The organism is Paenibacillus mellifer (genome assembly GCF_023195895.1).
In the GTDB taxonomy this organism is placed as follows: Bacteria; Bacillota; Bacilli; order Paenibacillales; family Paenibacillaceae; genus Fontibacillus; species Fontibacillus mellifer.
In genome coordinates, this window is the sequence record NZ_JALPRK010000021.1 from 14,086 (window position 1) to 38,991 (window position 24,906).

16 protein-coding genes are annotated in these 24,906 nt (G+C 48.9%); 14 read left to right on the plus strand and 2 right to left on the minus strand.

Going from position 1 to position 24,906, the window contains the following annotated elements:
• Nucleotides 1-24: 24 nt before the first annotated feature.
• From uvrB to M0651_RS24210, 3 genes are all read left to right on the plus strand, one after another.
• Nucleotides 25-2,016, plus strand: coding sequence for an excinuclease ABC subunit UvrB (gene uvrB, locus M0651_RS18650; RefSeq protein WP_248553238.1), 1,992 nt, complete (start codon nucleotides 25-27; stop codon nucleotides 2,014-2,016).
• A 596-nt stretch (nucleotides 2,017-2,612) separates the two neighbouring features.
• A complete protein-coding gene (gene uvrA / locus M0651_RS18655) occupies nucleotides 2,613-5,492 on the plus strand; it encodes an excinuclease ABC subunit UvrA (protein WP_248553239.1) in 2,880 nt (959 codons plus the stop codon).
• A 75-nt stretch (nucleotides 5,493-5,567) separates the two neighbouring features.
• Nucleotides 5,568-5,654 (plus strand): putative holin-like toxin, encoded by an 87-nt coding sequence (locus M0651_RS24210; protein ID WP_308195548.1) that lies wholly within the window; start codon nucleotides 5,568-5,570, stop codon nucleotides 5,652-5,654.
• A gap of 168 nt (nucleotides 5,655-5,822) precedes the next feature.
• On the opposite strand, the gene M0651_RS18660 is transcribed toward M0651_RS24210, so the two are convergent.
• Nucleotides 5,823-7,460: a nitrite/sulfite reductase gene (locus M0651_RS18660; protein ID WP_248553240.1), complete on the minus strand. Its 1,638-nt coding sequence runs from the start codon at nucleotides 7,458-7,460 to the stop codon at nucleotides 5,823-5,825.
• Nucleotides 7,461-7,787: 327 nt separating this feature from the next.
• On the opposite strand from M0651_RS18660, the gene M0651_RS18665 reads away from it, so the two are divergent.
• The 8 genes from M0651_RS18665 (at nucleotide 7,788) to galU (ending at nucleotide 18,903) form a co-directional block, all read left to right on the plus strand.
• Entirely contained in the window at nucleotides 7,788-8,003 is a 216-nt protein-coding gene (locus tag M0651_RS18665; RefSeq protein WP_248553241.1) for a DUF2759 family protein, read from the plus strand.
• Between the two features lie 472 nt (nucleotides 8,004-8,475).
• Nucleotides 8,476-9,414 (plus strand): stalk domain-containing protein, encoded by a 939-nt coding sequence (locus M0651_RS18670; protein WP_248553242.1) that lies wholly within the window; start codon nucleotides 8,476-8,478, stop codon nucleotides 9,412-9,414.
• A gap of 524 nt (nucleotides 9,415-9,938) precedes the next feature.
• Nucleotides 9,939-12,725 carry a DUF5704 domain-containing protein gene (locus tag M0651_RS18675; RefSeq protein WP_248553243.1) on the plus strand — a complete coding sequence of 929 codons (2,787 nt, stop codon included), beginning with the start codon at nucleotides 9,939-9,941 and terminating at the stop codon, nucleotides 12,723-12,725.
• A gap of 165 nt (nucleotides 12,726-12,890) precedes the next feature.
• Nucleotides 12,891-13,514 (plus strand): deoxynucleoside kinase, encoded by a 624-nt coding sequence (locus M0651_RS18680; protein ID WP_248553244.1) that lies wholly within the window; start codon nucleotides 12,891-12,893, stop codon nucleotides 13,512-13,514.
• Between the two features lie 2 nt (nucleotides 13,515-13,516).
• The gene (locus tag M0651_RS18685; protein WP_248553245.1) at nucleotides 13,517-14,179 is read left to right on the plus strand and encodes a deoxynucleoside kinase; all 663 of its coding nucleotides are present in this window, start codon (nucleotides 13,517-13,519) and stop codon (nucleotides 14,177-14,179) included.
• A gap of 431 nt (nucleotides 14,180-14,610) precedes the next feature.
• On the plus strand, nucleotides 14,611-17,139 hold the full coding sequence (locus M0651_RS18690) for a U32 family peptidase (RefSeq protein WP_248553246.1): 2,529 nt from the start codon (nucleotides 14,611-14,613) through the stop codon (nucleotides 17,137-17,139).
• Nucleotides 17,140-17,681: 542 nt separating this feature from the next.
• Nucleotides 17,682-17,879: a hypothetical protein gene (locus M0651_RS18695; protein ID WP_248553247.1), complete on the plus strand. Its 198-nt coding sequence runs from the start codon at nucleotides 17,682-17,684 to the stop codon at nucleotides 17,877-17,879.
• 148 nt (nucleotides 17,880-18,027) lie between these two features.
• Nucleotides 18,028-18,903, plus strand: a complete 876-nt coding sequence (gene galU / locus M0651_RS18700) for a UTP--glucose-1-phosphate uridylyltransferase GalU (RefSeq protein ID WP_248553248.1) — start codon at nucleotides 18,028-18,030, stop codon at nucleotides 18,901-18,903.
• Between the two features lie 37 nt (nucleotides 18,904-18,940).
• Here galU and M0651_RS18705 read toward each other — a convergent pair whose 3' ends face one another.
• Complete coding sequence (locus tag M0651_RS18705; RefSeq protein ID WP_248553249.1) at nucleotides 18,941-21,397, minus strand: O-antigen ligase family protein; 2,457 nt, start codon at nucleotides 21,395-21,397, stop codon at nucleotides 18,941-18,943.
• 103 nt (nucleotides 21,398-21,500) lie between these two features.
• On the opposite strand from M0651_RS18705, the gene M0651_RS18710 reads away from it, so the two are divergent.
• Genes M0651_RS18710 through gmd form a run of 3 tightly spaced genes read left to right on the plus strand, consistent with a single transcriptional unit; the run spans nucleotide 21,501 to nucleotide 24,886 of the window.
• Nucleotides 21,501-22,790 (plus strand): glycosyltransferase family 4 protein, encoded by a 1,290-nt coding sequence (locus tag M0651_RS18710; RefSeq protein WP_248553250.1) that lies wholly within the window; start codon nucleotides 21,501-21,503, stop codon nucleotides 22,788-22,790.
• Between the two features lies 1 nt (nucleotide 22,791).
• Nucleotides 22,792-23,868, plus strand: a complete 1,077-nt coding sequence (locus M0651_RS18715) for a mannose-1-phosphate guanylyltransferase (protein WP_248553251.1) — start codon at nucleotides 22,792-22,794, stop codon at nucleotides 23,866-23,868.
• A 43-nt stretch (nucleotides 23,869-23,911) separates the two neighbouring features.
• Entirely contained in the window at nucleotides 23,912-24,886 is a 975-nt protein-coding gene (gene gmd, locus M0651_RS18720; RefSeq protein WP_248553252.1) for a GDP-mannose 4,6-dehydratase, read from the plus strand.
• Nucleotides 24,887-24,906 lie beyond the last annotated feature (20 nt).

The window sequence follows — 24,906 nt, forward strand, 5'->3', positions numbered from 1 at the left end:
TAGACGATAGGGTGATGTTGGACAATGAGTGAAATCGTGGTTAGCGACAATAAATTCGAGCTGATCTCCGAATATACACCCCAAGGGGACCAACCGGAGGCGGTGCGACAACTGGTAGAGGGTACAATCGCTGGAAAGAAGCACCAGACGTTACTCGGGGCGACCGGGACAGGAAAGACGTTTACGATCGCACATACGATCGCGAAGCTCGGACGGCCCACCCTTGTTATCGCACACAACAAGACATTGGCGGCGCAGCTGGCCAGCGAGTTTCGCGAATTTTTCCCCAATAACTCGGTTGACTACTTCGTTAGTTACTACGATTACTACCAGCCGGAAGCCTACATTCCTTCCTCCGACACCTACATCGAGAAAGATTCCAGCATTAATGAAGAAATCGATAAATTGCGTCACTCGGCCACGAGTTCGTTGTTTGAGCGGAGAGACGTCATCATCGTGGCGAGCGTGTCGTGTATTTACGGTCTCGGTTCGCCGATGGAATATCGTAATTTGGTGCTATCACTGCGGGTGGGGATGGAGAAGCCGCGCAACCAGATTTTGAGCCGACTGGTAGATATCCAATATCAACGGAACGATTTGAACTTTGTACGCGGGACGTTTCGGGTGCGCGGCGATGTGCTGGAGATCTTCCCGGCATCCCGGGGCGAGCAAGCGGTGCGCGTGGAGTTTTTTGGCGACGAGATTGAGCGGATCACGGAAATTGATGTGTTGACCGGTGAGTTAGTCGGTGAACGTGATCACATCGCGATATTCCCAGCGTCTCACTTCGTTACTCAAGAAGAGACGATGAAGGTCGCCATCACGAACATCGAACGTGAACTGGAAGAACGGCTGGAAGTATTCCGTGCGCAGGGGAAACTGCTGGAAGCTCAGCGGCTGGAGCAGCGGACACGCTACGACATCGAAATGATGAAGGAGGTCGGCTTCTGCTCAGGGATCGAGAACTACTCGGGTCCGTTAACTTTCCGGGAGCGGGGGGCGACGCCGTATACGTTGATGGATTATTTTCCGGATGATATGCTGATCGTCATCGACGAATCCCACGTCACATTGCCGCAGATCCGGGCGATGTACAACGGTGACCAAGCGCGTAAAAATGTGCTGGTAGATCACGGTTTCCGTTTGCCGTCGGCACTGGATAACCGTCCGCTCCGGTTCGAGGAGTTCGAGGAGAAAGCGACGCAGCTCATCTACGTATCGGCTACGCCGGGGCCTTATGAGCTGGAGCATTGCCCTACGATGGTACAGCAAATTATCCGTCCGACAGGCCTGCTGGATCCGATTATCGAGGTACGCCCAACGAAAGGGCAGATCGACGATTTAATCGGAGAAATCCGCGACCGTATCGCTAAGGATGAGCGCGTACTGGTGACGACGCTGACCAAGAAGATGTCAGAGGACTTGACCGATTATTTGAAGGAAGTTGGTATCAAAGTCAGGTATCTCCATTCCGATATCAAGACGTTAGAACGGATGACGATTTTGCGTAACTTACGACTGGGGACATTCCACGTACTGATCGGGATTAACTTGCTGCGGGAAGGCCTCGACTTGCCGGAGGTGTCGCTGGTGGCGATTTTGGACGCCGATAAGGAAGGGTTCCTGCGCTCGGAGCGTTCGCTGATTCAGACGATCGGGCGGGCCGCGCGGAACTCGGACGGCCGAGTCCTGATGTACGGCGACTCGATCACCGATTCGATGGATCGGGCGATCAAGGAGACCGAACGGCGGCGCGGCATCCAGATCGCTTACAACGAGGAGCACGGCATCACGCCGCAGACGATTCGTAAGAAGGTTCGCGACGTGATCGAGGCCACCAAGGTAGCGGAGAGCAAAGCCGATTATCTGGCCGACGCCAAAGGCAAGATGTCCAAACGCGACCGCGAAGCGATGATCGGCCGTCTGGAAGTCGAGATGAAAGAAGCGGCCAAGAATCTGCAATTCGAGCGCGCCGCGGAGCTGCGTGACGCGATTTTGGAGCTGCGGGCGGAGTGATGGCTGCGGCGTGCTGCCCCCTTCTAAGAGGGAGGAGCCTGTGGCCGCGAGTCAGTTGACGTGGGCAGCTTCGTTGAAGGATTCGAGCTGAGAAGACGGGCCTTGATCGCTAGGAGCGGGCGCCGGCTTCTTCCGCCGTTGTTGGCTTCGGCCGGGGGCGCGGACCATTGTAACGGAACTGAGCGACCTTATTTGCTCCAGTGAACACAGCCTTTTCATTCTAACGGAACGAGGAGATGCTATTTGGCCGAAAGAGACCTAAAACGTAGAGATTTATGCCAAATAAGGTCTCTGGGTTCCGTTAAATCGGGAAATAGCCGGGAAATGGACAAATAACGTCTCTACGTTCCGTTAGATTTCAATCAAAGTTTAAAAATCGGGTTTTCAGCACCGAGAAGGTTGGATGAAGGAGAGAGGGAGTAGCGGAGCGTAGGCAAACCTATGTGAGCAACTCAAATGTTTCCGCAGGAAACATACTTCGGAAGCATACGCCTCGACCGACTGAATTCAAGATTCGATGCCGAATAGGCTTTAGAACTTTGCTTCGTGATCAAAAGTCAATTTTTGGATTACATCTAAAAAGGGAGATGAAGTTGTTGGGTAGTGAGAGTATCGTCATTAAAGGCGCTAGAGCGCATAATCTTAAAAACATAGATATCACGATACCGCGCGACAAGTTTGTCGTGCTTACAGGGCTGAGCGGCTCCGGTAAGTCCTCGCTTGCTTTTGATACCATTTACGCGGAGGGACAACGTCGTTACGTTGAGTCGTTATCCGCCTATGCGCGGCAGTTCTTGGGGCAAATGGATAAGCCGGACGTGGATTCAATTGAAGGATTGTCTCCGGCCATTTCCATTGACCAGAAAACGACAAGTCGTAACCCTCGTTCAACGGTGGGTACGGTAACGGAAATTTATGACTATCTTCGTCTCTTGTTTGCTCGGATTGGGCATCCGCACTGTCCAGAGCACGGCATTGAAATCACGTCCCAGACCGTGGAGCAGATGGTTGACCGGATCATGCAATATCCGGAACGGACGAGACTGCAGATTCTAGCCCCCGTTATTTCCGGCAAAAAGGGTGAGCACAAAAGCTTGTTCAGCGAAATCGCCAAGCAAGGTTTCGTCCGGGTTCGGGTGGATGGCGAACAACGCGATTTGTCGGAGGATATTGAACTTGAGAAAAATAAGAAGCATACGATCGAGGTCATCGTCGACCGGATTGTCGTAAAGGAGGATGCACGCAGCCGCCTGGCGGATTCCATCGAAACCGCGCTCAAGATGTCCGGCGGACAAATCCTCGTCGATATTATCGGCCAAGAGGAGCTTCGCTTTAGCTCCAACTATGCCTGCCCGATTTGCGGGTTTAGTATGGAGGAGCTGTCGCCGAGGATGTTTTCGTTCAACAGTCCGTTTGGGGCTTGTCCGGAGTGTGATGGACTTGGCGTGAAGATGATCATCGATAAGGACCTGCTTGTCTCCAATCCGTCCAAGTCTATCGAGGAAGGCGCTTTTGAGGCGTGGGCGGGAGGCACTTCCAACTACTATCCACAGTTTCTAAGATCAGTTTGCGAGCATTTTCATATTCCGCAAAATGTACCGGTTTCCGAGTTAACGGCGGAGCAGATGGACAAGCTGCTGTATGGAACAGGTGATACGAAGGTTCGGTTCCGTTATGAGAACGACTTCGGGATGAGCAGAGATGCCTATGTGACATTTGAAGGGGTCATTCCAAACTTGGAACGGCGTTATCGCGATACCGCTTCGGAGGGCATTCGTGAGTTCATTGAGGAGTTTATGGGCTCTAAACCTTGCAGCACCTGTCACGGTGACCGGTTGAAGAAGGAAGTCTTAGCGGTTACGGTCAACAGCCAGAACATCGCGCATGTGACGTCCTTGTCGATTGGTGATGCAAGAGAGTTTTTTGATAACCTGGAGCTCACGGATAAGGAAAAATCCATTGCTAACTTGATCTTAAAGGAAATCAACAGTCGGCTTGGTTTCTTGGTGAACGTCGGTCTGGAATACTTGACGCTAAGCCGGGCGGCTGGCACGTTGTCCGGCGGCGAAGCGCAGCGCATCCGGCTGGCTACGCAAATTGGTTCCAGTCTGATGGGCGTCCTGTATATCCTTGACGAGCCAAGCATCGGACTGCATCAGCGGGACAACGATAAGTTGATCTCGACACTGAATCACATGCGTGACCTCGGGAATACGTTGATCGTCGTCGAGCATGACGAAGATACGATGCTGGCGGCGGATCATATCATTGATATCGGGCCTGGAGCAGGCATCCACGGCGGCCAAGTGATCTCGCAAGGCACGCCTCAAGAAGTCATGGACGATCCGCGTTCTCTGACCGGTCAGTATTTGAGCGGCAAGAAGTTTATTCCGGTGCCGGCGTCGCGGCGTAAACCGGACGGCCGTTGGTTGGAAGTCAAAGGGGCCAAAGAGAACAATCTGAAGAACATCAACGTGAAATTCCCGATTGGCGTATTTTCGGCAGTGACCGGAGTGTCTGGTTCCGGCAAGTCGACCCTCGTCAACGAAATCTTGTATAAAACATTGGCTCGAGATTTAAATCGGGCAAGAGTACGTCCAGGGCAATACAAAGAGATCAAAGGGCTTGAGCATGTAGATAAGGTTGTCGATATCGACCAATCCCCAATCGGCCGAACCCCACGTTCCAACCCGGCTACGTACACCGGGGTGTTTGACGACATTCGTGATCTGTTCTCGCAGACGACCGAAGCCAAAGTGCGCGGTTACAAGAAAGGTCGCTTTAGCTTCAACATTAAAGGCGGCCGCTGCGAAGCTTGCAAAGGGGACGGAATCATCAAGATTGAAATGCACTTCCTGCCCGACGTGTACGTTCCTTGTGAAGTCTGCAAAGGCAAACGGTATAACCGGGAGACATTGGAAGTGAAGTATAAGAACAAGAGTATTGCCGACGTGCTGGAGATGACGATCGAAGATGCGACGGATTTCTTCCAGAACATTCCGAAGATTCATCGCAAGCTGCAAACCTTGCTGGACGTTGGTTTGGGTTACGTGACCCTGGGGCAACCGGCTACAACGTTGTCTGGCGGGGAAGCCCAACGCGTGAAGCTGGCTTCGGAATTATATCGCCGCAGTACGGGTAAAACGATCTACATTCTTGACGAACCAACGACCGGGTTACATGTCGATGATATCGATCGTTTGCTTACCGTACTTCATCGCCTGGTCGACTCCGGAGAAACGGTCCTTGTCATCGAGCATAATCTGGATGTGATCAAGACGGCGGATTACCTAATCGACTTAGGTCCCGAAGGCGGCAGCGGCGGAGGAACGATAATTGCTACCGGTACACCGGAGGACATCGTAAAGGTTGAGAATTCCTACACCGGGCGTTACCTGGCTCCAATCCTCAAGCGGGATGCCAAGCGCACCGCAGAATTAAGTGTAGAGGAAGAGAAGGATCGGGAAGTCGTTTAGAAGATAGAAAGAAGCAGTCTCTTTAAATTGAGGCTGCTTCTTTGGCTATTAATATATTCCAATAATGGTATAATTATGATTATCTTCGGTGCGCTTCATATTGCACTGATCGGGCTGATTGTTACGATCGTCATGGCACTGAACCAAAGCAAAAAGAAATAGACCGCCCCGAACAAGGTACCGGTCTATTTCAGTAGACAAAACCGTTCACAGTCAACCGCCCTTAAAAGCGGCTGTTGCCGAGTGGAGATGTTCGCGCATCTCCGCTCTTTTTTAATGTATCCTTCTAATTCCCATAATATCACAACTCTTGCTTCAAATAAAATGAGATTACGAGGCGATTCCCGCCTCTAAGATCTGGCTTAATTGCTCTTGGAACGCCGGGACACCAACGCGAAGGACGAAATCATGGAAGGACTCGGAGGCATTCCGATTTGATTTATAGAACAGCAGCAGTTGTTCCAGGACGTACGCGACCTGATCCCCTTTGACGCGGCCTTTGAGCGCTTGGTTAAACTGGGCTTGTGGACCGTTCGCTCCACCACCCAAGGTACCGCCTACCGCAATGTCGAACGCATCGACCATGCCTTCCGGCGTTTTGACCAAAGAACCCTGCAATCCGATGTCCGCGATGTGCTTTTGTCCGCAGGCATTCGGGCAGCCGATAAAATGGATCCGAACCTTCTCATCCAGTGACACATGTTGGTCCAGGTACTCCGCCACTTCGATCGCACGTTGCTTCGTTTCCACAATGGCCAGGTTGCAAAATTCATTACCCGTGCAGGAGACAGTCCGGCTCATAAAATGCTTCGGAAACGGAGTTAACCGTCGGAGTACCGGCGCCTGGAGAACTTCCTCCACTTTGTTGTCCGGGATGCCGCTAAGCAAAATGTTTTGAGACATGGTGGTACGGATTTTGCCGTCGCCGTATTGATCAGCCACGTCCGCCAATTGCTCCAGCTCATCGGCATTTAATCGACCCACCGGTACGTTGAGACCGATATAGTTAAGTCCTTCCTGCTTCTGTGGATGTACTCCGTCAAAGTAGGCTGCTTGCCAGCCGACGGTTTTGTCTTCCCCGCGAGATTCCAACTCGCCAACCAACTCGACGAGTTTGTCTTTGAATTTCTCCGGTCCCCAGTCGGCGACCAGAAATTTCAGGCGAGCTTGATGACGTTTCTCCCGGTAACCATAATCGCGGAATATCGTGGTGACCCCAATCGCAACCTTCAGCACTTCCTCCGGTCTTACGAAAATGTCCAGCGACTTGGCTAAATGTGGTTTTGCGGATAAACCGCCGCCGACCATAGCATGAAAACCGATAACTTCCTTGCCATCAATTACTTTGACCGCTGGCGTAAAGGCCAAATCATTAATTTCCGCTTGTGCGTTATTATAGATGTTTGCGGAGATCGACATTTTATATTTTCGTGGCAGATTCGAAAAGTCCCGATTCAACAGGAAAAACCGGTTGACCTCTTCGACGATCTCCGTCGTATCGATCAATTCATTCTTGTCGATCCCGGCGAGCGGATTGCCGACGATAGTCCGCGGGCAGTCACCGCAGGCTTCGTACGAATACAAACCAACCTCATCCAGCCGCTTAAAAATATCCGGTAAATGCTCCACCCGCAGCCAGTGAAATTGAATGGCTTGACGTGTCGTCACATCCACCAAGTCGCGTCCGTATAAGCGGGCAATATCCGTCAGGGCACGCGCCTGAGCAGTGGTCATGATACCTGTATTAATGCGCACGCGCATCATGAAATGACCGTCTCTTGGTTTTTGCTGATACACGCCGGCCCATTTGAAACGGTCCATATCGTCCGCTGGAATGGAATCAAACCCTTTATCCGCATACTCTTCAATTATCGTACGGATTACGTCCAGGCCGTCTTTTTCCAATTTGACGAATTCAAACTTGTTTAGTTTCTCCGGCTCTGCGGTCCATATCGGTTCATACGCCATGCGATAACCTCCTCTTGATCATTAGCTAGTTAATTCCGACAACAAAACTATGAATAATGTTAATTTTCATGGTACCATAGTTGAGAAATAGCGTAAATAAAGAAAGGGGCTTTCGGACATAAAACTTCCTTATGAACAACCAAAGATCTGGTGATAATACATATGTCAATGACCTCGGGCACAAAATAAGGGTTGGATCCGGTGAATTAAACCTGTTTTTAGCGAAAAGTTTGACAAAAACTTGTCTTTCCTCTTGCATCCGAACGGGAGGGAAGATAACATAGAAGAAGAGTTGTGATTTCGTGGATTTCAAGAGGAGGTTTCGCGATGTTGCTCGAAGCAGCGCAAGAAACGGCAAAAACAACGACATTTAACGGGTTCGATATTTTTATGATTTTGTTTACGATCATCATTTTGATCGGCGTCATCCGCCTGGTAACTGAACGCCCGAAGAAGAACTTGTTCGCGATCGCTTTCGGGATCATCAGCCTGTTGGTCTTTTTGGCGTCCGATGCGATTATGATCAAAACTTGGTTTAGCTAAGCCAGAGTGAGGGATACATATTTCATCATATGAAATAAGCTGAGACACTTTATTCCTGATGGAGGGATGGAGTGTCTTTTCAATTTACAGGATATGGATTATAATAAGTGGCAGGTGAAGCACACCTTGACATCATTCCGATGGCGAGGTGTGTTTTTTTTGTTTGTGATAAATGGATGAATTTATCAGAAAAGCAAGAAGAAAGGAGGTGTATGGATGAGGGTAGCGAATTAGTGAGGATACATATTTTTCCTGAAGGATGCTATTTGCGGGCAAAAGAAAAAAGGATGGCTCCCACCGCCGCAAACGTTAGGGCAACATCCTTTTCCGGGAGGGGCGAATGTGCCTCGTCCCTTCCCTTCCCTTCTTTATCCTTATTATATCCCAGGAAAATTATGCAAGCAATGGGGAGTGTGATAGGGACTATTTCAATGAATGGGTGAAGAAATAATATTTCATGGGAGTGATGGAAGTGAAGAAAAAGCTATTAATTGGTTTGTGCAGCTTCATTCTGTTTGGGTTGAACTTTGGACAAGACACAAATGCGGCATCCGCAGATATTCCAAAGGTAAAAAACATGTCCATCGAGGTGCTGATTGATGCACGCAGAGTCGCTTTCCCGGATGTCCGGCCACAAATCAAAAATGGGAGTACATTAATTCCATTGCGATTTGTAACGGATAAACTTGGCGGCAAATTGACGTTAACCGGAAAGAACATAGCGATAGAAAAAGGTGACCGCGAAATCGCCATGACGATTGGAGGGAAAACAGCAACCGTTAACGGGGAAACCGTCACTTTGGATACACCATCGGTTGCCGTCAACGGGCGAACGTTGGTACCGCTTCGTTTTGTCAGCCAAGCTTTAGGCGAAACCGTAAAATGGGATGGCGTAAATCAATACATATGGATCGGCAGCACAGAAGTCCCTAAATTGGAGGATGTGGCGAAGCCGGTGTCGATTGAGCCGTATTTGGATTTGTTCAAGAAGGGCGAATATGTTCTGAAATTTGGAAATATCACTTACTCTCAAGTTCGAATTCTAAATAAAGATGATTTCCCGATACAGTTCGAAAATGAAATTATTTATCGGATTGATTATGCTCAGTCAGCTGATGGAATGGAGTATCTTAGATCTATATCTGATAGTAAATCAATAACTGGGCTAACCTACTATTTGCTACAAAAGGGTCAACCTTTGAGATATAGAGGTGAGGTAAATGTTTTCCGAGAAAGGGTTAAGCAAGATAGTGATTTGAGAATTAAGTATCATAGAATTATTGCTCGTAAAGATGAGGATATTCTTGGTGATAGAAATTATAAGAGCGTAAAGTTCAAAGACTTGGATTTTGTTGGGCTGGATGTAGACTCGGATGCTGCAGTATTTATTAAGAATGATTTTTTGATATAAGTAGGTGAATGTCGACATTGTTTCAGCGAATAGGGTTGAAAACATTGTGCTTGGTACTCATTTCTTTAATAGCTGTAGCTTTGTTCTCGGAAGAAATAAGAGGAGCCACAGGTTCTGATTTTGGAAATGCTCATATTACTCCTTATAAAGATCCGACAGGCGATCCCAACAAGCGATATGCTGTTGGATTTATGTCTTATGAAATTTGGTCAAATTCCGCAGGACAATGGACTACAAAGGCGCCTGGAGATTACGTTGGAAGCAATGAGTTATATCATACCTACAGTTTTCCTTTCCCTGGTCGAAAAGTAAAAGATGTTACAGTTACAAAGTTCTCCGCGAATAATCCAAAGCATATTGAGTACTTTCGAAACTCAAGAGCCGGTAACTTAAATGAATTGGAGGGATACTTCTCCCAAGTAAACTCCGTAGGAACACCTGAAGGAATATCGGGTGAAGGTACTAGTAATATTTCATTCAGATTAGGTGTTCAAGGGAGACTATATTCTAACGATCTTTATGATGTGATTGAGCAGGAACACAGCCCCGGCGAATTCGGAGCCGGTGTTAAAGCCTACCGCTATTACTTCCCGATTCTATTTGAATTTACGTTAGAGCCCCAAGAAGGAGAAGCCGTAATCAAGTATTTCACCACCACAGGAACTCCGCTGGATGGGGTAGACGGTTTTAAGAATGAAACGCATAAACTCGTTATGAATCAACCTTTTCAAGCGGAGCATAGACAGAATCCCCCACCAAACTATACATACAAAGGCTATCAAAAAAGGATTGATAAAGAACCGGAGGGAGGTCCGACGGAAGCTGATGGAGACCCGACAGGGTTCAAGTATGAAGGAAATTTCTCAACTTATTACGTCTTCTACTATTATGATAAACAGGGATCGCCGCCCGGCGGAGATCCGGGTAATCCTACCAGCGGCTGCACCTCCCCTTCACCCAGCGGCAACTCCATCGACGTTCCGCTAAACGATCCTTCGGTCAGTGCGGTTATTCGGGCGGATAGCCGCGGGAGTGAGCGGTTTAATGTTTTGGACGGAATCCCGACAACGGAGAGTCTCTATGGGAATGTTCTTGCAAAAAGTTACTTATCCAAAAATAAATTTGTGGAAATGAGCGGAACGTGCAGCTTTGACATTACGGTAAACCGTACGTATGAACTGACTTGGGATCCCGGGAAGGAAGTTACGGACGAGAAGGGGAACAAGCACACTGAACCGGATCCGCAGTCGGCCAGCGAGACGGTGACGAAGTCGTATACGATCGAGCGGAAGTATTCCTTCTGGGTCATTGATAACCTGGAGGTTTACAAAATCAACGAGGCGGCGCTGCAGAATTACGCTTTTGAGGGGAATGGTATACGTATTTCGCCTAGCGGGTACTCGTCTCCAAGCTACGCCGCTACGAAGTCCAGCGGTTATACTCCGCCATCGCCGCCGAGCACGGTAGAAGCGCCGTCCGGAAGCAAGTCGGGCGGGAAGACGAAGCCGGACGTTAGTGGAGAAAATCTGAAGACATATGCCGAGGACGCCGTAGATGAAGTCAAAGTCAAAAACGACAGCCTCATCTTCAACGGAAGTACGGTGATGAACGGCTCCCAAACGGAACGTGCTGGGCAACGGCCGGGGCAAATCCCTGCGGCAGCGCAGATCTCCAATAACGTGCTGTACAGTCCGGGACATGTCATTCCTACCAGCAAGACGAATAAAGCGGATCAGCCGAGCACCGGAACGATCTATTATGGGCTCATGAACGGCAATATCAATGGCGGCTCTGACAAAAGCTACCCCATCTACGGCATCAACAGCGTTACTGTACATACGCCCGTGGTGATGTACCCCGGCGTCTCCGACGATCGGGCTCATAATCAGAAGACGACACCGGCGGCGGGGCGGTCGGCGATCATTTTGGATCGGCCTTTTACGGTCATGATGCCGAATAGTGGACAACATACGAATGATCTGGGTTATGGCAACCGGGACTATCTGAAATACATCGGCAGCAAGCAGGTTCGATTCCCGTTTGATGTCTATGAAGGGACGAAGGCGGCCTTTTATCCGAAAAACACCTGGATCGAAGTGGACAAGTCTCGGGAGCAATTTGCTTTCTACCTGCCCGTTTGGGTGGACGAAGGGTTCTATACCGTCGAGTTCCGCTCTATTGCACATAACGCGCCTTCCGGAGCCACGGAGCAGACGAACGCCAACCTGAACCTCAGCCATCATATCGCTTACGGAACGGTGCCGGTTGACGTGATTGGACGGGTGTATGATTTTCAGGTGACGGATATCGCCGATTACAACTGGGAAGGCGTGTTTCGGACAGCAACCGGAAGCCGGACGCCGACAGGGAACGCTTATTGGGTGGGACTAAACGGTATTGATGGGGCGCCAAGAGGGAATACAATGCAATACACGCTGCCGATTCGCCCGGGGAGTCATCCGCTGTACAAAAACGCCGTCATCAAAACCGGGTACCATTTCAAATTCGACCTCAAAACGAAAGGGAATATGTTTAGCCCATTGGATCAAATCGTGATTACTCCTTCGTTTGACTTCATCGACGCAACGAACGGTAACCGGCAGCCCATCGATCTGTATTACCATACCGGAAAACGAAACTACGTACGGATCGGTTCGGCAGCGGACCAGGTGCAGCGATACGTGATTCTAAACGATCGACTGAGAAACGTGCCTGTCGAAGAGCTGACGGATACAGCGCTCTATCAATACGATCACGAGTATACCTTTAACCAAGTGGCTGGAATTGGGCGCAGTCAGTTTGTGCAGTGGTTTATCCAGAAGCCATCGTTGAAAAAAACACCGGTCGGCAGCTTCAGCTTGCTGCGTTTACCGGAAGGGGTGCGCACTCTGATTGGTCCGAAGACGGGGATTCCCTCCGGTGTTGATCCGGCGCGGGTGAATGCCGCAGTGCAACGCTGGTACGGCGAATACAGCCTGCCTGCCGAATTGTACGCCGTTCCGGCGGGCACGAGCGTGGCCGAGTATGGACGAACGCATGGGGGGCTGACGGATCGATCGGCGATCTTTTTGAAAAAAGGATATATCGTCGTGAACTTCAACATCGAAACGGTTCGGAACGGGGATACCGGGAAGCCGTATCTCCAATACATCCGCGCGCCGCTGATGAACCAGTGGGCCGGGATGGAAGGGTTCGCGCGGAACGTGATGGATCCTTATGGACGCCGCTACGTACTGAAAGACGGAGATGTGGCATTTTATCATGCGGATTTGTCGAGCTGGGATGACTTTCGTCCGCTGGTGACGCACTAGCCGAAGGCTATACAGATAGGGGAATTGTGTTGCTCGGAACCATACCCTGGTTCGGACGACACGGTTCCTCTTTTTTCGCTAACTTCTCCCCACGATTCTGAGAATTCTATGTTACAATGTTCTAGTCTATTTTTTCAGGCAAGTGAGATTTGGGAGGACCATCAAGTGAAGAAGCCATGCCCGTTTATCGCCGTGGAAGGCGCCATCGGAGCCGGAAAAACCACATTAGCTACGATGCTCGCCGAGCGGTTTGATTATCCCCTGTTGAAGGAGATCGTGGACGAGAACCCTTTCCTGGATAAGTTCTATCAGAATATTGAGGAATGGGCCTTTCAACTGGAAATGTTCTTTTTGTGCAACCGGTATAAGCAATTAGAGGATACGGTGCAAAATTATGTGTCCCAGGGTTTACCGGTCGTGTCGGACTATCATATTTATAAAAACTGGATTTTTGCTCAGCGCACGCTGCATGGAGACAAACGGGAAAAATACCGGCAGATCTATCATCTGCTGACTGACGATCTTCCCAAACCCAATGTGATTGTGTACATTCATACAGAGCTGGCTACCCTGCTGAAAAGAATTGAAAAACGCGGGCGCAGCTTTGAACAGGATATCGACCCGGGTTATCTGGAACGGTTGATTGAGGATTACGAAATGGCGATTACGCAGCTTCGCACGCAGGAACCGGATACGGTCATTATTACGATTGACGGAAATGAGCTGGATTTTGTTGAACATCCAGAACATTTTGAACAGATCGTTGCCAAGATAAAGGAGCACTTATAGAGATGAGTCATGAACTTCGCATCCCCCAGGACGCTTTGATTACGGTAGCGGGTACCGTCGGCGTTGGTAAATCCACGTTAACTACCGCGCTGGCCTCCCGACTCGGCTTCCGTACCTCGCTGGAGAAGGTTGACACCAATCCGTATTTGGAGAAGTTCTACCACGACTTCGAGCGATGGAGCTTCCATTTGCAAATTTATTTTCTGGCCGAGCGGTTTAAAGAACAAAAGGCGATCGTCGAAGCGGGCGGCGGATATGTCCAGGACCGTTCGATTTACGAGGACACCGGAATTTTTGCCAAAATGCACGCCGATCAAGGTACGATGTCGAAGACAGATTATGAGACGTATACCAGTTTGTTTGAGGCGATGGTGATGACGCCGTATTTTCCGCATCCGGACGTGTTGATCTACCTGGAAGGGAATCTGACGTCCATCCTGAACCGGATCCAGCTGAGAGGCCGGGAAATGGAGATTCAAACCGATGTCTCCTACTGGGAGCATATGCATGAACGGTACGCGAACTGGATCAACGAGTTCAGCGCCTGTCCGGTGCTGCGACTGAACATCGATGATTACGATGCGACGGACGAAGCGTCGCTCGACAAGATCATCCGCCAGGCGGCGGAGATCATTCAGACTTCGCGGGCGCAGCGGGGCAAATAATTCATGGAGAAGCCGATGGGACTCTTGCGGGTCTGGTCGGCTTCTTTTTTGCTGGGCGGGTTGGGGTTGGGGAGTGACATAACGGAATCTACAGACCTTATTAGGCCCGGTGAGGGGATACACGGATTGTAACGGAACGAGAGGCCGTTATTTGGCGCTCCAGAGGTCGATTAGCTGAGAAATGTGCTGGATAAGGTCTTCTGGTTCCCTAAGCGCGGGAAATGGCCGGGAAATAGGCGAATAAAGTCATCTCGTTCCGTTAGCATACAGCTAGTATGCGGGGTACCCATGTTTTTCCTTGCGAATGGATGGAAAAGCTAGAGTGCACGGGCAATGTCTGCTAGAATATATAAGTTGGTTGACACTTTAATTTTGAAATTTCCGAATCAAGTTGAATAGATGCCGGCGCTAGCCGGTTTGGGAGGACCTATATGAGCAAGACAACGTTAACGCGGCAGGATGTAGAGCTGCTGGCGCCGGCGGGCGATTGGGATTGCATGCGTGCGGCGGTGGCGAACGGGGCGGACGCGATCTTTTTCGGCGTGGAGAAGTTTAATGCTCGGGCGCGGGCGAACAATTTCCGGATGGACGAGCTACCGGAGATTATGGCATTTTTGCACAGCTATGGGGTTAAAGGTTTCCTGACGTTCAACATCCTCGTATTTGAGGACGAACTGCGGGATGCGCAGGAATTGATCGAGGCGTGCATTAACGGGGGCGTGGATGCGGTGATTGTGCAGGACCTCGGGTTGGTGAAGTTGATCCGCGAATTGTCGCCGGACTTTCCGATCCATGGTTCGACGCAGATGACGATCACGTCGCCGGAAGCGGTGGAGTTCGTGAAGCCGTGGAATATGGAACGCGTGGTGCTAGGCCGTGAAAATAACCTCAAGCAAATCAAGGTGATCGGGGAGCAAGCCAAGCTGCCGATGGAGGTATTCGTGCATGGGGCGCTGTGCGTGTCCTATTCGGGTCAATGCTTGACGTCGGAGATGTGGGGCGGACGCTCGGCGAACCGGGGTGAATGTGCGCAGGCGTGCCGCTTGCCGTACGACCTAATGGTCGACGGGGAACAGAAACCGATGGGGGATGTGGCCTACCTGCTATCACCGAAGGATTTGGCGGCGATCGACATCATGCCGGAGTTGATCGAGGCCGGTGTGACATCCTTTAAAATCGAAGGTCGGATGAAAAGTCCGGAGTACGTCGCCAACGTAGTGAGTAAATATCGCAAGGCGATTGATCGTTATTTTGATGGGGACGATACGCGTCCGTCGAAGGAAGAGATCCGTGAGCTGCAGCAGAGCTTCTCGCGCGGTTTTACGCATGGCTTCCTGGAAGGGACGAATAATAAGAAGCTGCTGGACGGGACATTCCCGAAAAGCCGGGGTGTGTACCTGGGCCGCGTAGAGAAAGTGCTGCGCGATGGTGTGGTCTGCAAGCTGGAGGCGCCGTTAAAGCGTGGGGACGGAATTGTGTTTGATGCCGGGGATCCGACGCAAAAAGAAGAAGGTGGCCGCGTCTACGATCTGCGCCGTCAAGGCGTGAAGCAGGAAGGCGAAGCCGGAGAAGGCTGGATCGTGGATATTGTGCCGGGCCGCAATGACGTGGATTTGCGCCGTGTGCATGTCGGCGACCGGATCTGGAAGACCAACGATCCGGCGCTCGACAAACGACTGCGCCAGACGTATGAGACCGAGAAGCCGTACCGCGTCTTCCCGGTGCAGGTGCGGGCAGTGGGCCACGCCGGCGGGTTGTTGTCGACCTTCTGGACGGATGTACAGAAGGGGACGATGGTGCAAGTCGACTCGGAGCTCGAGCTCGAGGTCGCGCAAAAACGGCCGATGGACGCTGCCCTGCTCGAAGAGCAATTCGGGCGTCTCGGCGGCACGGTGTTCCAGCTCGAGAAGCTGGATGCGGAGCTCTATGGCGACGTGATCCTGCCGATGCGAGAGCTGAACAGCATCCGCCGGCGGGCGGTGGAGCTGCTCGCCGCCGAGCGGCCGAAGCCGCCCGTGTGGACCCGGGCGGACGCTGCGGTTGCGGGGCAACCGCAGCAGGCGCAGCGCCGCGGCCCCGCGGCGCCTGTGAAGCGCGGCGGAGCGCAGCTCGCCGCGTTGTGCCGCAGCCTGCCGCAGGTGCAGGCTGCATTGGAAGCCGGCGTATCCCATATCTACGCCGACTTCGAGTTTATCAAGCAGTTCCTGGCAGCGGTGGACGCCGTTCGCGCTGCCGGAGCCTGGATTGCGCTGGCGACGCCGCGCATCCACATGCCGGGCGAAAACGGCTACCACAACAACATCCTGCGCCTCCAGCCCGACGCGGTGCTGGTGCGCAACACCGGGGCGCTGTATTACTACCTGCGCCACCGGCAAGAGAACCCGTCGGCCGTGCATCCGCAATTGATTGGCGATTTCTCGCTGAACATCGCCAACCACAAGACGGCCGAGCTGTTCCTGGAAGTCGGCTGCGACGTGGTAACGCCGTCCTACGACCTGAACATCCAGCAGATGGTCGATCTGCTCCATGTCAGCCCTACAGCTGACATGGAGGTCGTGATCCACCAGCATCTGCCGATGTTCCACACCGAGCACTGCGTGTACTGCACCTTCCTCAGCGAAGGGACCGACTACACCAACTGCGGTCGGCCATGCGAGGAGCATCGCGCTTCCTTGCAGGACCGGATCGGCATGTCCCATCCCGTCCGCGTCGACGAAGGCTGCCGGAATACGGTGTACAACGCTATCGAGCAATCGGGCGCGGAGTACTTGAGCCATTTTCTTGAGCTAGGCGTATTCAAATACCGCGTCGAATTCCTCGAGGAAACGCCGGAGCAGGTGCACGAGGTCATTGAACTCTATAACAAAGCGCTTCGCGGAGAAATCAGCGGCACGCAGGTCTGGAAGACACTTAAAGCCACCAACCAACTCGGCGTTACGCGCGGACAGCTGGTGAAGTAAGGACTTAGGGAGGGAGCCCTATCGGCAGTGGTTTTGCCGTGAGGGCTTCCTTTTTGCATTGTGTGAAATGCAATAACCGCCACTGCCAACGTACCCCACTTCTAACGGACCGTATCGACGCTATTCGTCTATTTCCAGGACGTTCCGTATCGCGTCAAATAAGGTCTCTGGAGTCTGTTAAAATCCGCAGCCCCAAACTTTAAGCAAATAACGCCCCTCAGATCCGTTGCCTCACCCCCTCCCATCACGGCTCCTTTTCCTTCTTTATAACGAACAAAACCTACTTACAAATGTCCTCCCTAGAAGGACGGCTACACCCCATAAGGACACCTGTATTCCTATCAAATACAACTTGTGGAAGGTTTGTGAACTCGTTATTCATAGGGGTGATAACCGATCTTTATCGGTTATCAAAAAATCGATGATGTGTTATAATGAAAGCGTAAACAAAGTAGATGCGAAGCGGGTTTGCTAGTATAAAGGATATCGACGAAAATGCCCGTTTCAAGCTTCGATCACAAACTTTTAGGAGGGTGAAAGTGATGTTTGAAGGATTCCTCGAGATGCAGTCGGTCGTGACCCGTGTACAAGGACGGCTGGAAATCGGCGGCGAACAAGAATATCGTAGAATTGAGTTCGGCACCGAACGTTTCCTGCACACGCCAGAACCGGGTAGTCGGATTCGCAACGAGGAAAAACTTCCTCAGCGCTTCACATGGCGGAAATTCTGGATCCAGTAAATCCGGTGTGCTAAATCGTTATTAACTTACTTATAACTTCAGTAGGACTTCGGGGGTAAACCTCGGGGTCCTTTTTGCGAACCATCGGCAGGGATATGGTATAATGACACCAGTGAAATTATTCTTGGAACGAGGGAGTCATGCTTTCATGAAAATCCGCAAAGCGATTATCCCTGCAGCCGGCTTAGGGACGCGGTTCCTGCCGGCAACGAAGGCGATGCCCAAAGAGATGCTGCCGATTGTCGACAAACCGACGATTCAATATATCGTGGAAGAGGCGGTTGCTTCGGGGATTGAGGATATCATTATTGTGACGGGGAAAGGCAAACGGGCGATCGAGGACCATTTCGACACCTCTTTTGAGCTGGAATATAATCTGAACGAGAAAGGGAAATATCAGCTGCTGGAAGAGGTGCGCAAATCCTCGGAAATGGCGGACATTCATTATATTCGGCAAAAAGAACCCAAAGGCCTCGGCCATGCCATCTGGTGTGCACGCAAGTTTATCGGCGATGAGCCGTTTGCGGTGCTGCTCGGCGATGATATCGTGGAATCCAGCAAGCCGTGCCTCAAGCAAATGATCGAAGTGTACGACGAGCAACAGGCTTCCATCGTCGGAGTTCAGCCGGTAGGCTGGGATGAAGTATCCCGATACGGGATCGTTGATCCCGTGGGGATTCGGGACCGCGTCTACCAGGCGACACAGCTGGTAGAGAAACCGGAAGTCGGCAAAGCACCGTCCAACCTGGCTATCATGGGCCGTTACATTTTAACGCCGGCCATTTTTGATATCCTCGAAAACCAACGCATCGGCGTAAATGGAGAGATCCAGTTGACCGACGCGATCTCGCAGCTAGGCGAAACGGAACGGGTGTTGGCCTACCACTTCGAAGGCACCCGCCACGACGTCGGCGAGAAATTGGGTTTCATCAAGACATCCATCCACTACGCCCTCGAGAACCCCGAGCTTCGCGACGAACTGATCAAATACATGTCGGAGATTATTTTGGATAGCTTGAACTAGAAAACGGCCTCTCCTTTGGGAGAGACCGTTTTTTTGATTAAAACGTCAGATTAGCTAATTGCTCAATTGAATCCTTCTCGGACGGATCGACTTGCAGTAACCGGTCATATACAGCTTGGTCGCTGGCTCCAGTCTTCTGTAGGGCTGCCAGATACCAGCGTGCAATCTCGCGGTTTGTCCCGTCGGTCAGATCATCCTTAATTCCAACTTTGAAGATCTCCACGGCCTTAGCGGGATCATTCATCATGAATTGCATTTTGCCGGCATTCAGAACCATCGGTTGCGTGATCTCAAACGGATTCCCTTGCATTTGCCCCTTAGGCAATGTCTTCAGGTGCTCCACCCCATCCACAACATGCTGGTAGGCAGCCAGCCCGGTTTGGAAATATTGCTCCTTCTGGGCGACATCCTGTTCGCCAAGCTTCTGATACCCCAGCTCATAGGATTGAACGATCAAGTTTTCGTACCAGTTCATATCATAAGCGTAACGATCGGCGTTATCGCGGTATACCGCAAAAGCCTTGTCGTATTCGCCTTTGGTCTGATAAAGCTTAATCAGCTGTTTGTACATATCCTTGTTGAAGGCTTCTTTTTTTAGCGCATTCGTCAGGAGAGTTTGTTCCTGATTGGCGAACGCTTCATCTTTCGTTTGATCAAAGCCGGCCTGCAAAAGAGAGCTCAGATACAGTACCGCATCCGGTTGACCGCTGCGTTTCTTTAATGCTTCATCCAGCGGAGCTTTGATTTCTTGGAAGTCCGTACTGGTCGTAATCAGTTCTTTGCCTTTAGCCGCAGCTCCGGCCGCTTGGATGTTCCGGATCGATACGAAGATCAAGATCAAAGACGCGACCACCATCAACGTGCTGTACAAACCACGCATCGTACCTGGCTTAACGGAGAACTTTTTGACGGGACGATTGTCCATGGCCGCTGCCATACCTGCAAGTCCCAAGAACACCAGGATGCCCAGAAAAACGTAACTCATGTTAAAGTCCATCAAACTGTGCATCAGGATGGAGAGTACAATGATGAAGTATACAAAATAGGATTCCCGATTTTGTTCATCTGCCTTGATATAACCACGGATGTATTTATAGATAATAAAAGCCAAGAAAGCGATCAAAACGAGGAAGCCCAGAACCCCGACTTCAACGAGATACTGCATCACAAAACTATGCGCTTGACGGCTGGTGTACGGGTTGTTCTGGTATTTCTCATAGATCGAAGCCCAGGCACCGCCACCAGCTCCGATAATTGGATAATCTTTAACTACTTTCGCGGCATCCTTGTAGAAGGTTAACCGTTCTAGTAAGCTGTGCTGTTGGAGGTTAATGTTCTCCAAACGTGCTCCGATATCCCCCGGTAGAACGTGCTTCAGATTCGTCGCAAGTAGGAGGAATGCCAGTATGCCTACCGCAGCCACTGAAGCCAATGGCAGCCACAAGCTAGACAGTCTCTTGCTGGCCCATCTTTCTGTGCCATTATCCAAACGAGGGGAAACCATGCTCTGAATTAACCAGGCTAGAGCTGCAACTATGACAGAAACAACCAGAACGTAGATCCACCCTTTGGCCGGGTCGCCAATTTGTCCTAGATGGAATTGCTGCCCAAGTTCCGTTACCGGTTTTGCAATTGCAAGCGTAGCGATACCAGCAATTAAACAGTAGATAATCCAAAGGATTTGTTTAGCCGGCTTCAGGAACAGCAACAGGACGATAAATACGATCGGCAGAAAAACTAAACCGCCGCGTGATAAAGTCAGTAGCAGCGACAGCACAATGGGTACTAACATAAAGCCATGGAGAGCTTGACCGTACCATTTTTTCGAACGAGTAATCGCAAATACAGCCACAAAGAAAAACGCCATTAAGAATGCTGCATACGTATTCGGATACTGGAATACCGAAGCCAGACGCGGTCCAATAGCATCCACCCAAACTGCTTGGGTATATTGCCCATTTACTACCGTTCCGGTAAACCAACCGACAATAGCTGACACCGTTCTTCCTTGTCCTAACCAATTGAACAAACCGAATAGGACAATCAAATAAGCAACAGCGGTTATAGTGATTTCAATAACTTTGTTCGTCTTTCGATTCTGTAGTAAATACAACCCAATAATGAACAAAAAAGCATAAAGTGATTGAATCAGTACCATATTGGAAGCAAAGTACTGGCTTGCTGCCGAAATCAGTGCGATAATGTAAGTTATGGGAATTATCAGAACGAATAAGGCCGACCAATCACGCTGATCTTCTAACTTGATATTCTTAAAGAAAGCACCAACCCAGGCTAGCATAAGCAAACTGCCTATCAGTACCGCCCAATACATAGGCTTTTCGAAATCAAGAACAAGCCCATTAAACAACCCAGCCTGGAACGGAGCCCAGACCAAGAACAAAATTAAACCGATCAACAACACCCAAAGCGTCACAGGTAACTTTTCCCCATTTCTCGACGCTTCGGCCATTTTCCCGTATACTGGTTTCGACACGTGTTTATCTCCTTTGCTAATAGATACGACAATAATTTTAGCATAGTAGACAGAACGGAGCTAGATTTTTGAGAAGAATTACAAATAATGGATTCTTTTGGCGGTGATTGTTATTAATAGCAAGGTGTATCGATTTTTATACAAGTTAGCGATTCTATGTAAACCATTGGTTTCAAACATTGTTCCTAAAAAAATTCAAAAGCGTGTTAGAACTGTATTGACGAATCAGGCTGTTAACACTCCCAATATGGCAGTATCATCATACAATCGGAATTTTAAGGAAGGAATCAATCTTGTTGGTTATTCTCGTGCTGAGATGGGAGTAGGTGAGTCTTGCCGTGCGGCAGCAAGGAGTCTAAATGCGGTTGGAGCTCCTTTTGGTATTATGAATTTCAGAGGAACTAGCAGCGCGAGAATGGCAGACTTAACATGGAAGCATAAAGAAGTTACAGGACCTGAGTATGGTATTAACATTTTTCATATTAATGCTGCGGAAATGAAAGACGTCTATACGTATTACGGCCCTTCACTTTTTGAAGGAAGGTATAACATAGGTTTTTGGCACTGGGAGCTTCCAGATTTTCCAGATGAATGGTTGGTTAACTTTAGCTTTCTCCAGGAAATATGGGTACCATCAACATTTGTGGCAGAATCAATTTCTTTTAAAAGTCCAATACCTGTGGTAAAGATCCCTCATTCGATTGAAGTTGTTATCAACGAAAGTCGAAGTCGAAGCTATTTTGGCTTGCCTAAGGGTAGTTTTTTGTTTCTCTCAATGTATGACAATAAAAGCTTTCAAGAAAGAAAGAATCCAAAGGCAGCGATCGAGGCTTTCAAATTATCATTTCAACCGGATGACATGAGCGTTGGTTTAGTAGTTAAAGTTAACAACCCTGGTGGGAAATCGACTGATCTTGCGGAAATCGAGCAGTTGGTCGCTGAATATCGGAATATATACTTAATTGATAAAACTATCAGCAGGAATGATGTCAATGCTTTAATCAGTATAACGGACTGCTTTATCTCCCTTCATCGTAGCGAAGGTTTTGGTTTAGTTATTGCGGAAGCTATGTATTTAGCGAAGCCCGTCATAGGAACAAACTGGTCTTCAACAACAGACTTTATGAACCATAAAAACTCTTGTCTCGTGGATTACGATCTAGTTAAGCTTGGCGAGGACCATGGTCCCTATAAAGCATATCAACATTGGGCTAACCCAAACATTTCTCATGCAAGTGAATATATGATCAAACTAGTAAATGACAAGGGGTACTATCAAATGTTAGCAGATGAAGGAGAACGTTATATCAAGCTATACCATTCTCCTGAAAAGATAGGTAAGTTGATTTGTGAAAGATTGGGTTATATTAAAGGATTTAAGTTTGGAGGATGACATGAAAACAACTTGTTTGATATTAGCAGGAGGAAAAGGTGAACGTTTTTGGCCTAAGAGTCGAACTAATTTACCTAAACAGTTTCTGAATATTTCCGGAAATAAATCAATGATTCAGCAGACCGTGCATCGATTGCAGAAATTTATCCCTTTGGAGCAAGTTTTTATTATCACCAACGAATCTTATGCCGAATTAATAAAGGCGCAAATACCTGATTTGTCAAAAGAAAACATTATTATTGAACCCGTTGGGCGGAATACAGCCCCTTGTGTTGGACTAGCCTCTATTATCATTGAGGAAAGATATCCAGACAGCTCAATGATTGTCCTTCCATCGGATCATATTATTAAAAACGAAGATGAATTTGTAAGTATATTAAAGGCTGCAGTAGTTGTGAGTCAACAAGACGAGTGTCTTGTGACACTAGGTATCGCCCCAACATATCCCGAGACAGGTTATGGTTACATTGAGAGCAGTACAACTAAATTTCTAGTAAATGACCACTATGCTCATAAGGTTAACCAGTTTGTTGAAAAGCCTGATGAGGGGCTTGCTAAGGCTTATGTTGAGGCTGGAAATTATTATTGGAATAGTGGAATTTTTGTTTGGAGGACATCGGTTATTCGCAAGTATATTCGTGGGCTTATGCCTCAAATGCACGATTTACTAGAAACGATGAAAATATCATTCCGAAATGAATCAAGAGATAAAGTGATTAAGACAGAGTTTCCTAAAATGCCCGATCAATCTATTGATTATGGAATTATGGAGAAAGTCAATAATATCTATGTTATCCCGTGTGTTTTGGGTTGGGATGATGCCGGGAGTTGGACTGCGTTAGAAAGAATTAATGATCTTGATGAAAATGGGAATGCGATTAATGGGAATATTCTAAGTATAGATACTAAAAGGTGTATTATTGAAAGTAACGGTAAGTTAATAGCAACTCTGGGTGTCGAGGATTTAATTATTGTAGAAACCGATGATGTTACATTGATTTGCAAAAAGGAAAAAGCCCAAGAGGTAAAATCATTGATAAAAGAGTTGAAGGTTCAGAAACTAGAACAGTACCTATAGATGGGTAGTTTGCGCAATAACCATGAAAAGGAGATATTTTTATATGACTAAACGGGCATTAATTACGGGAATTACAGGACAAGACGGATCATACTTGGCTGATCTTTTGTTAGAAAAGGGATATAAAGTATTTGGTTTACGCAGAAGAACTAGTGTGCCTATTTTGGAAAATATTAACCACTTGATCAATGAAATTGAATTTATTGATGGGGATTTAATGGATTTAAGTTCTCTTATTCATGCGGTAAAGGTTTCTGATCCTGATGAAGTTTATAATCTTGCAGCACAGTCTTTTGTAGGCACCTCGTGGGATCAACCCATTTTGACGGGTCAAGTCACTGCACTAAGTGTAACTAACATGCTGGAAGCCCTGCGGATTGTTAAACCAGATGCTCGATATTACCAGGCGTCCAGCAGTGAAATGTTCGGTAAAGTGGTTGAAACCCCACAGAAGGAAGCAACTCCTTTTTACCCAAGAAGTCCATATGGAGTAGCTAAAGTTTACGGGCACTGGATGACGGTGAATTACCGAGAAAGCTATAATATGTTTGCTTGCTCGGGCATACTGTTTAATCATGAATCGCCACGGCGCGGGATCGAGTTTGTAACACGAAAAATTACTGATGCAGTAGCAAAAATCAAACAGGGCCGCCAAAGCGAACTTAGATTAGGCAATTTAGATGCTTTAAGGGATTGGGGCTATGCAAAAGATTACGTTGAATGTATGTGGTTGATGTTACAGCAGGACAAACCAGATGATTATGTCATTGCAACCGGTGAAACTCATTCAGTTAGAGAGTTTTGCGAAATTGCCTTTAGTCATGTTGGTTTAGAATATCAGAATTATGTGGTTACTGATCCGAAGTTCTTTAGAGCAGCCGAGGTTGATTTGCTTCTGGGTGATCCAACAAAAGCAATCAACAAGCTGGGGTGGAGTCCACAGAAAACAACATTCAAACAATTGGTTCATCTCATGGTAGATTCAGATATGGAGAGGGTTAAACGGATTAGTAACTAATTTATCCGTAGGATGTGATC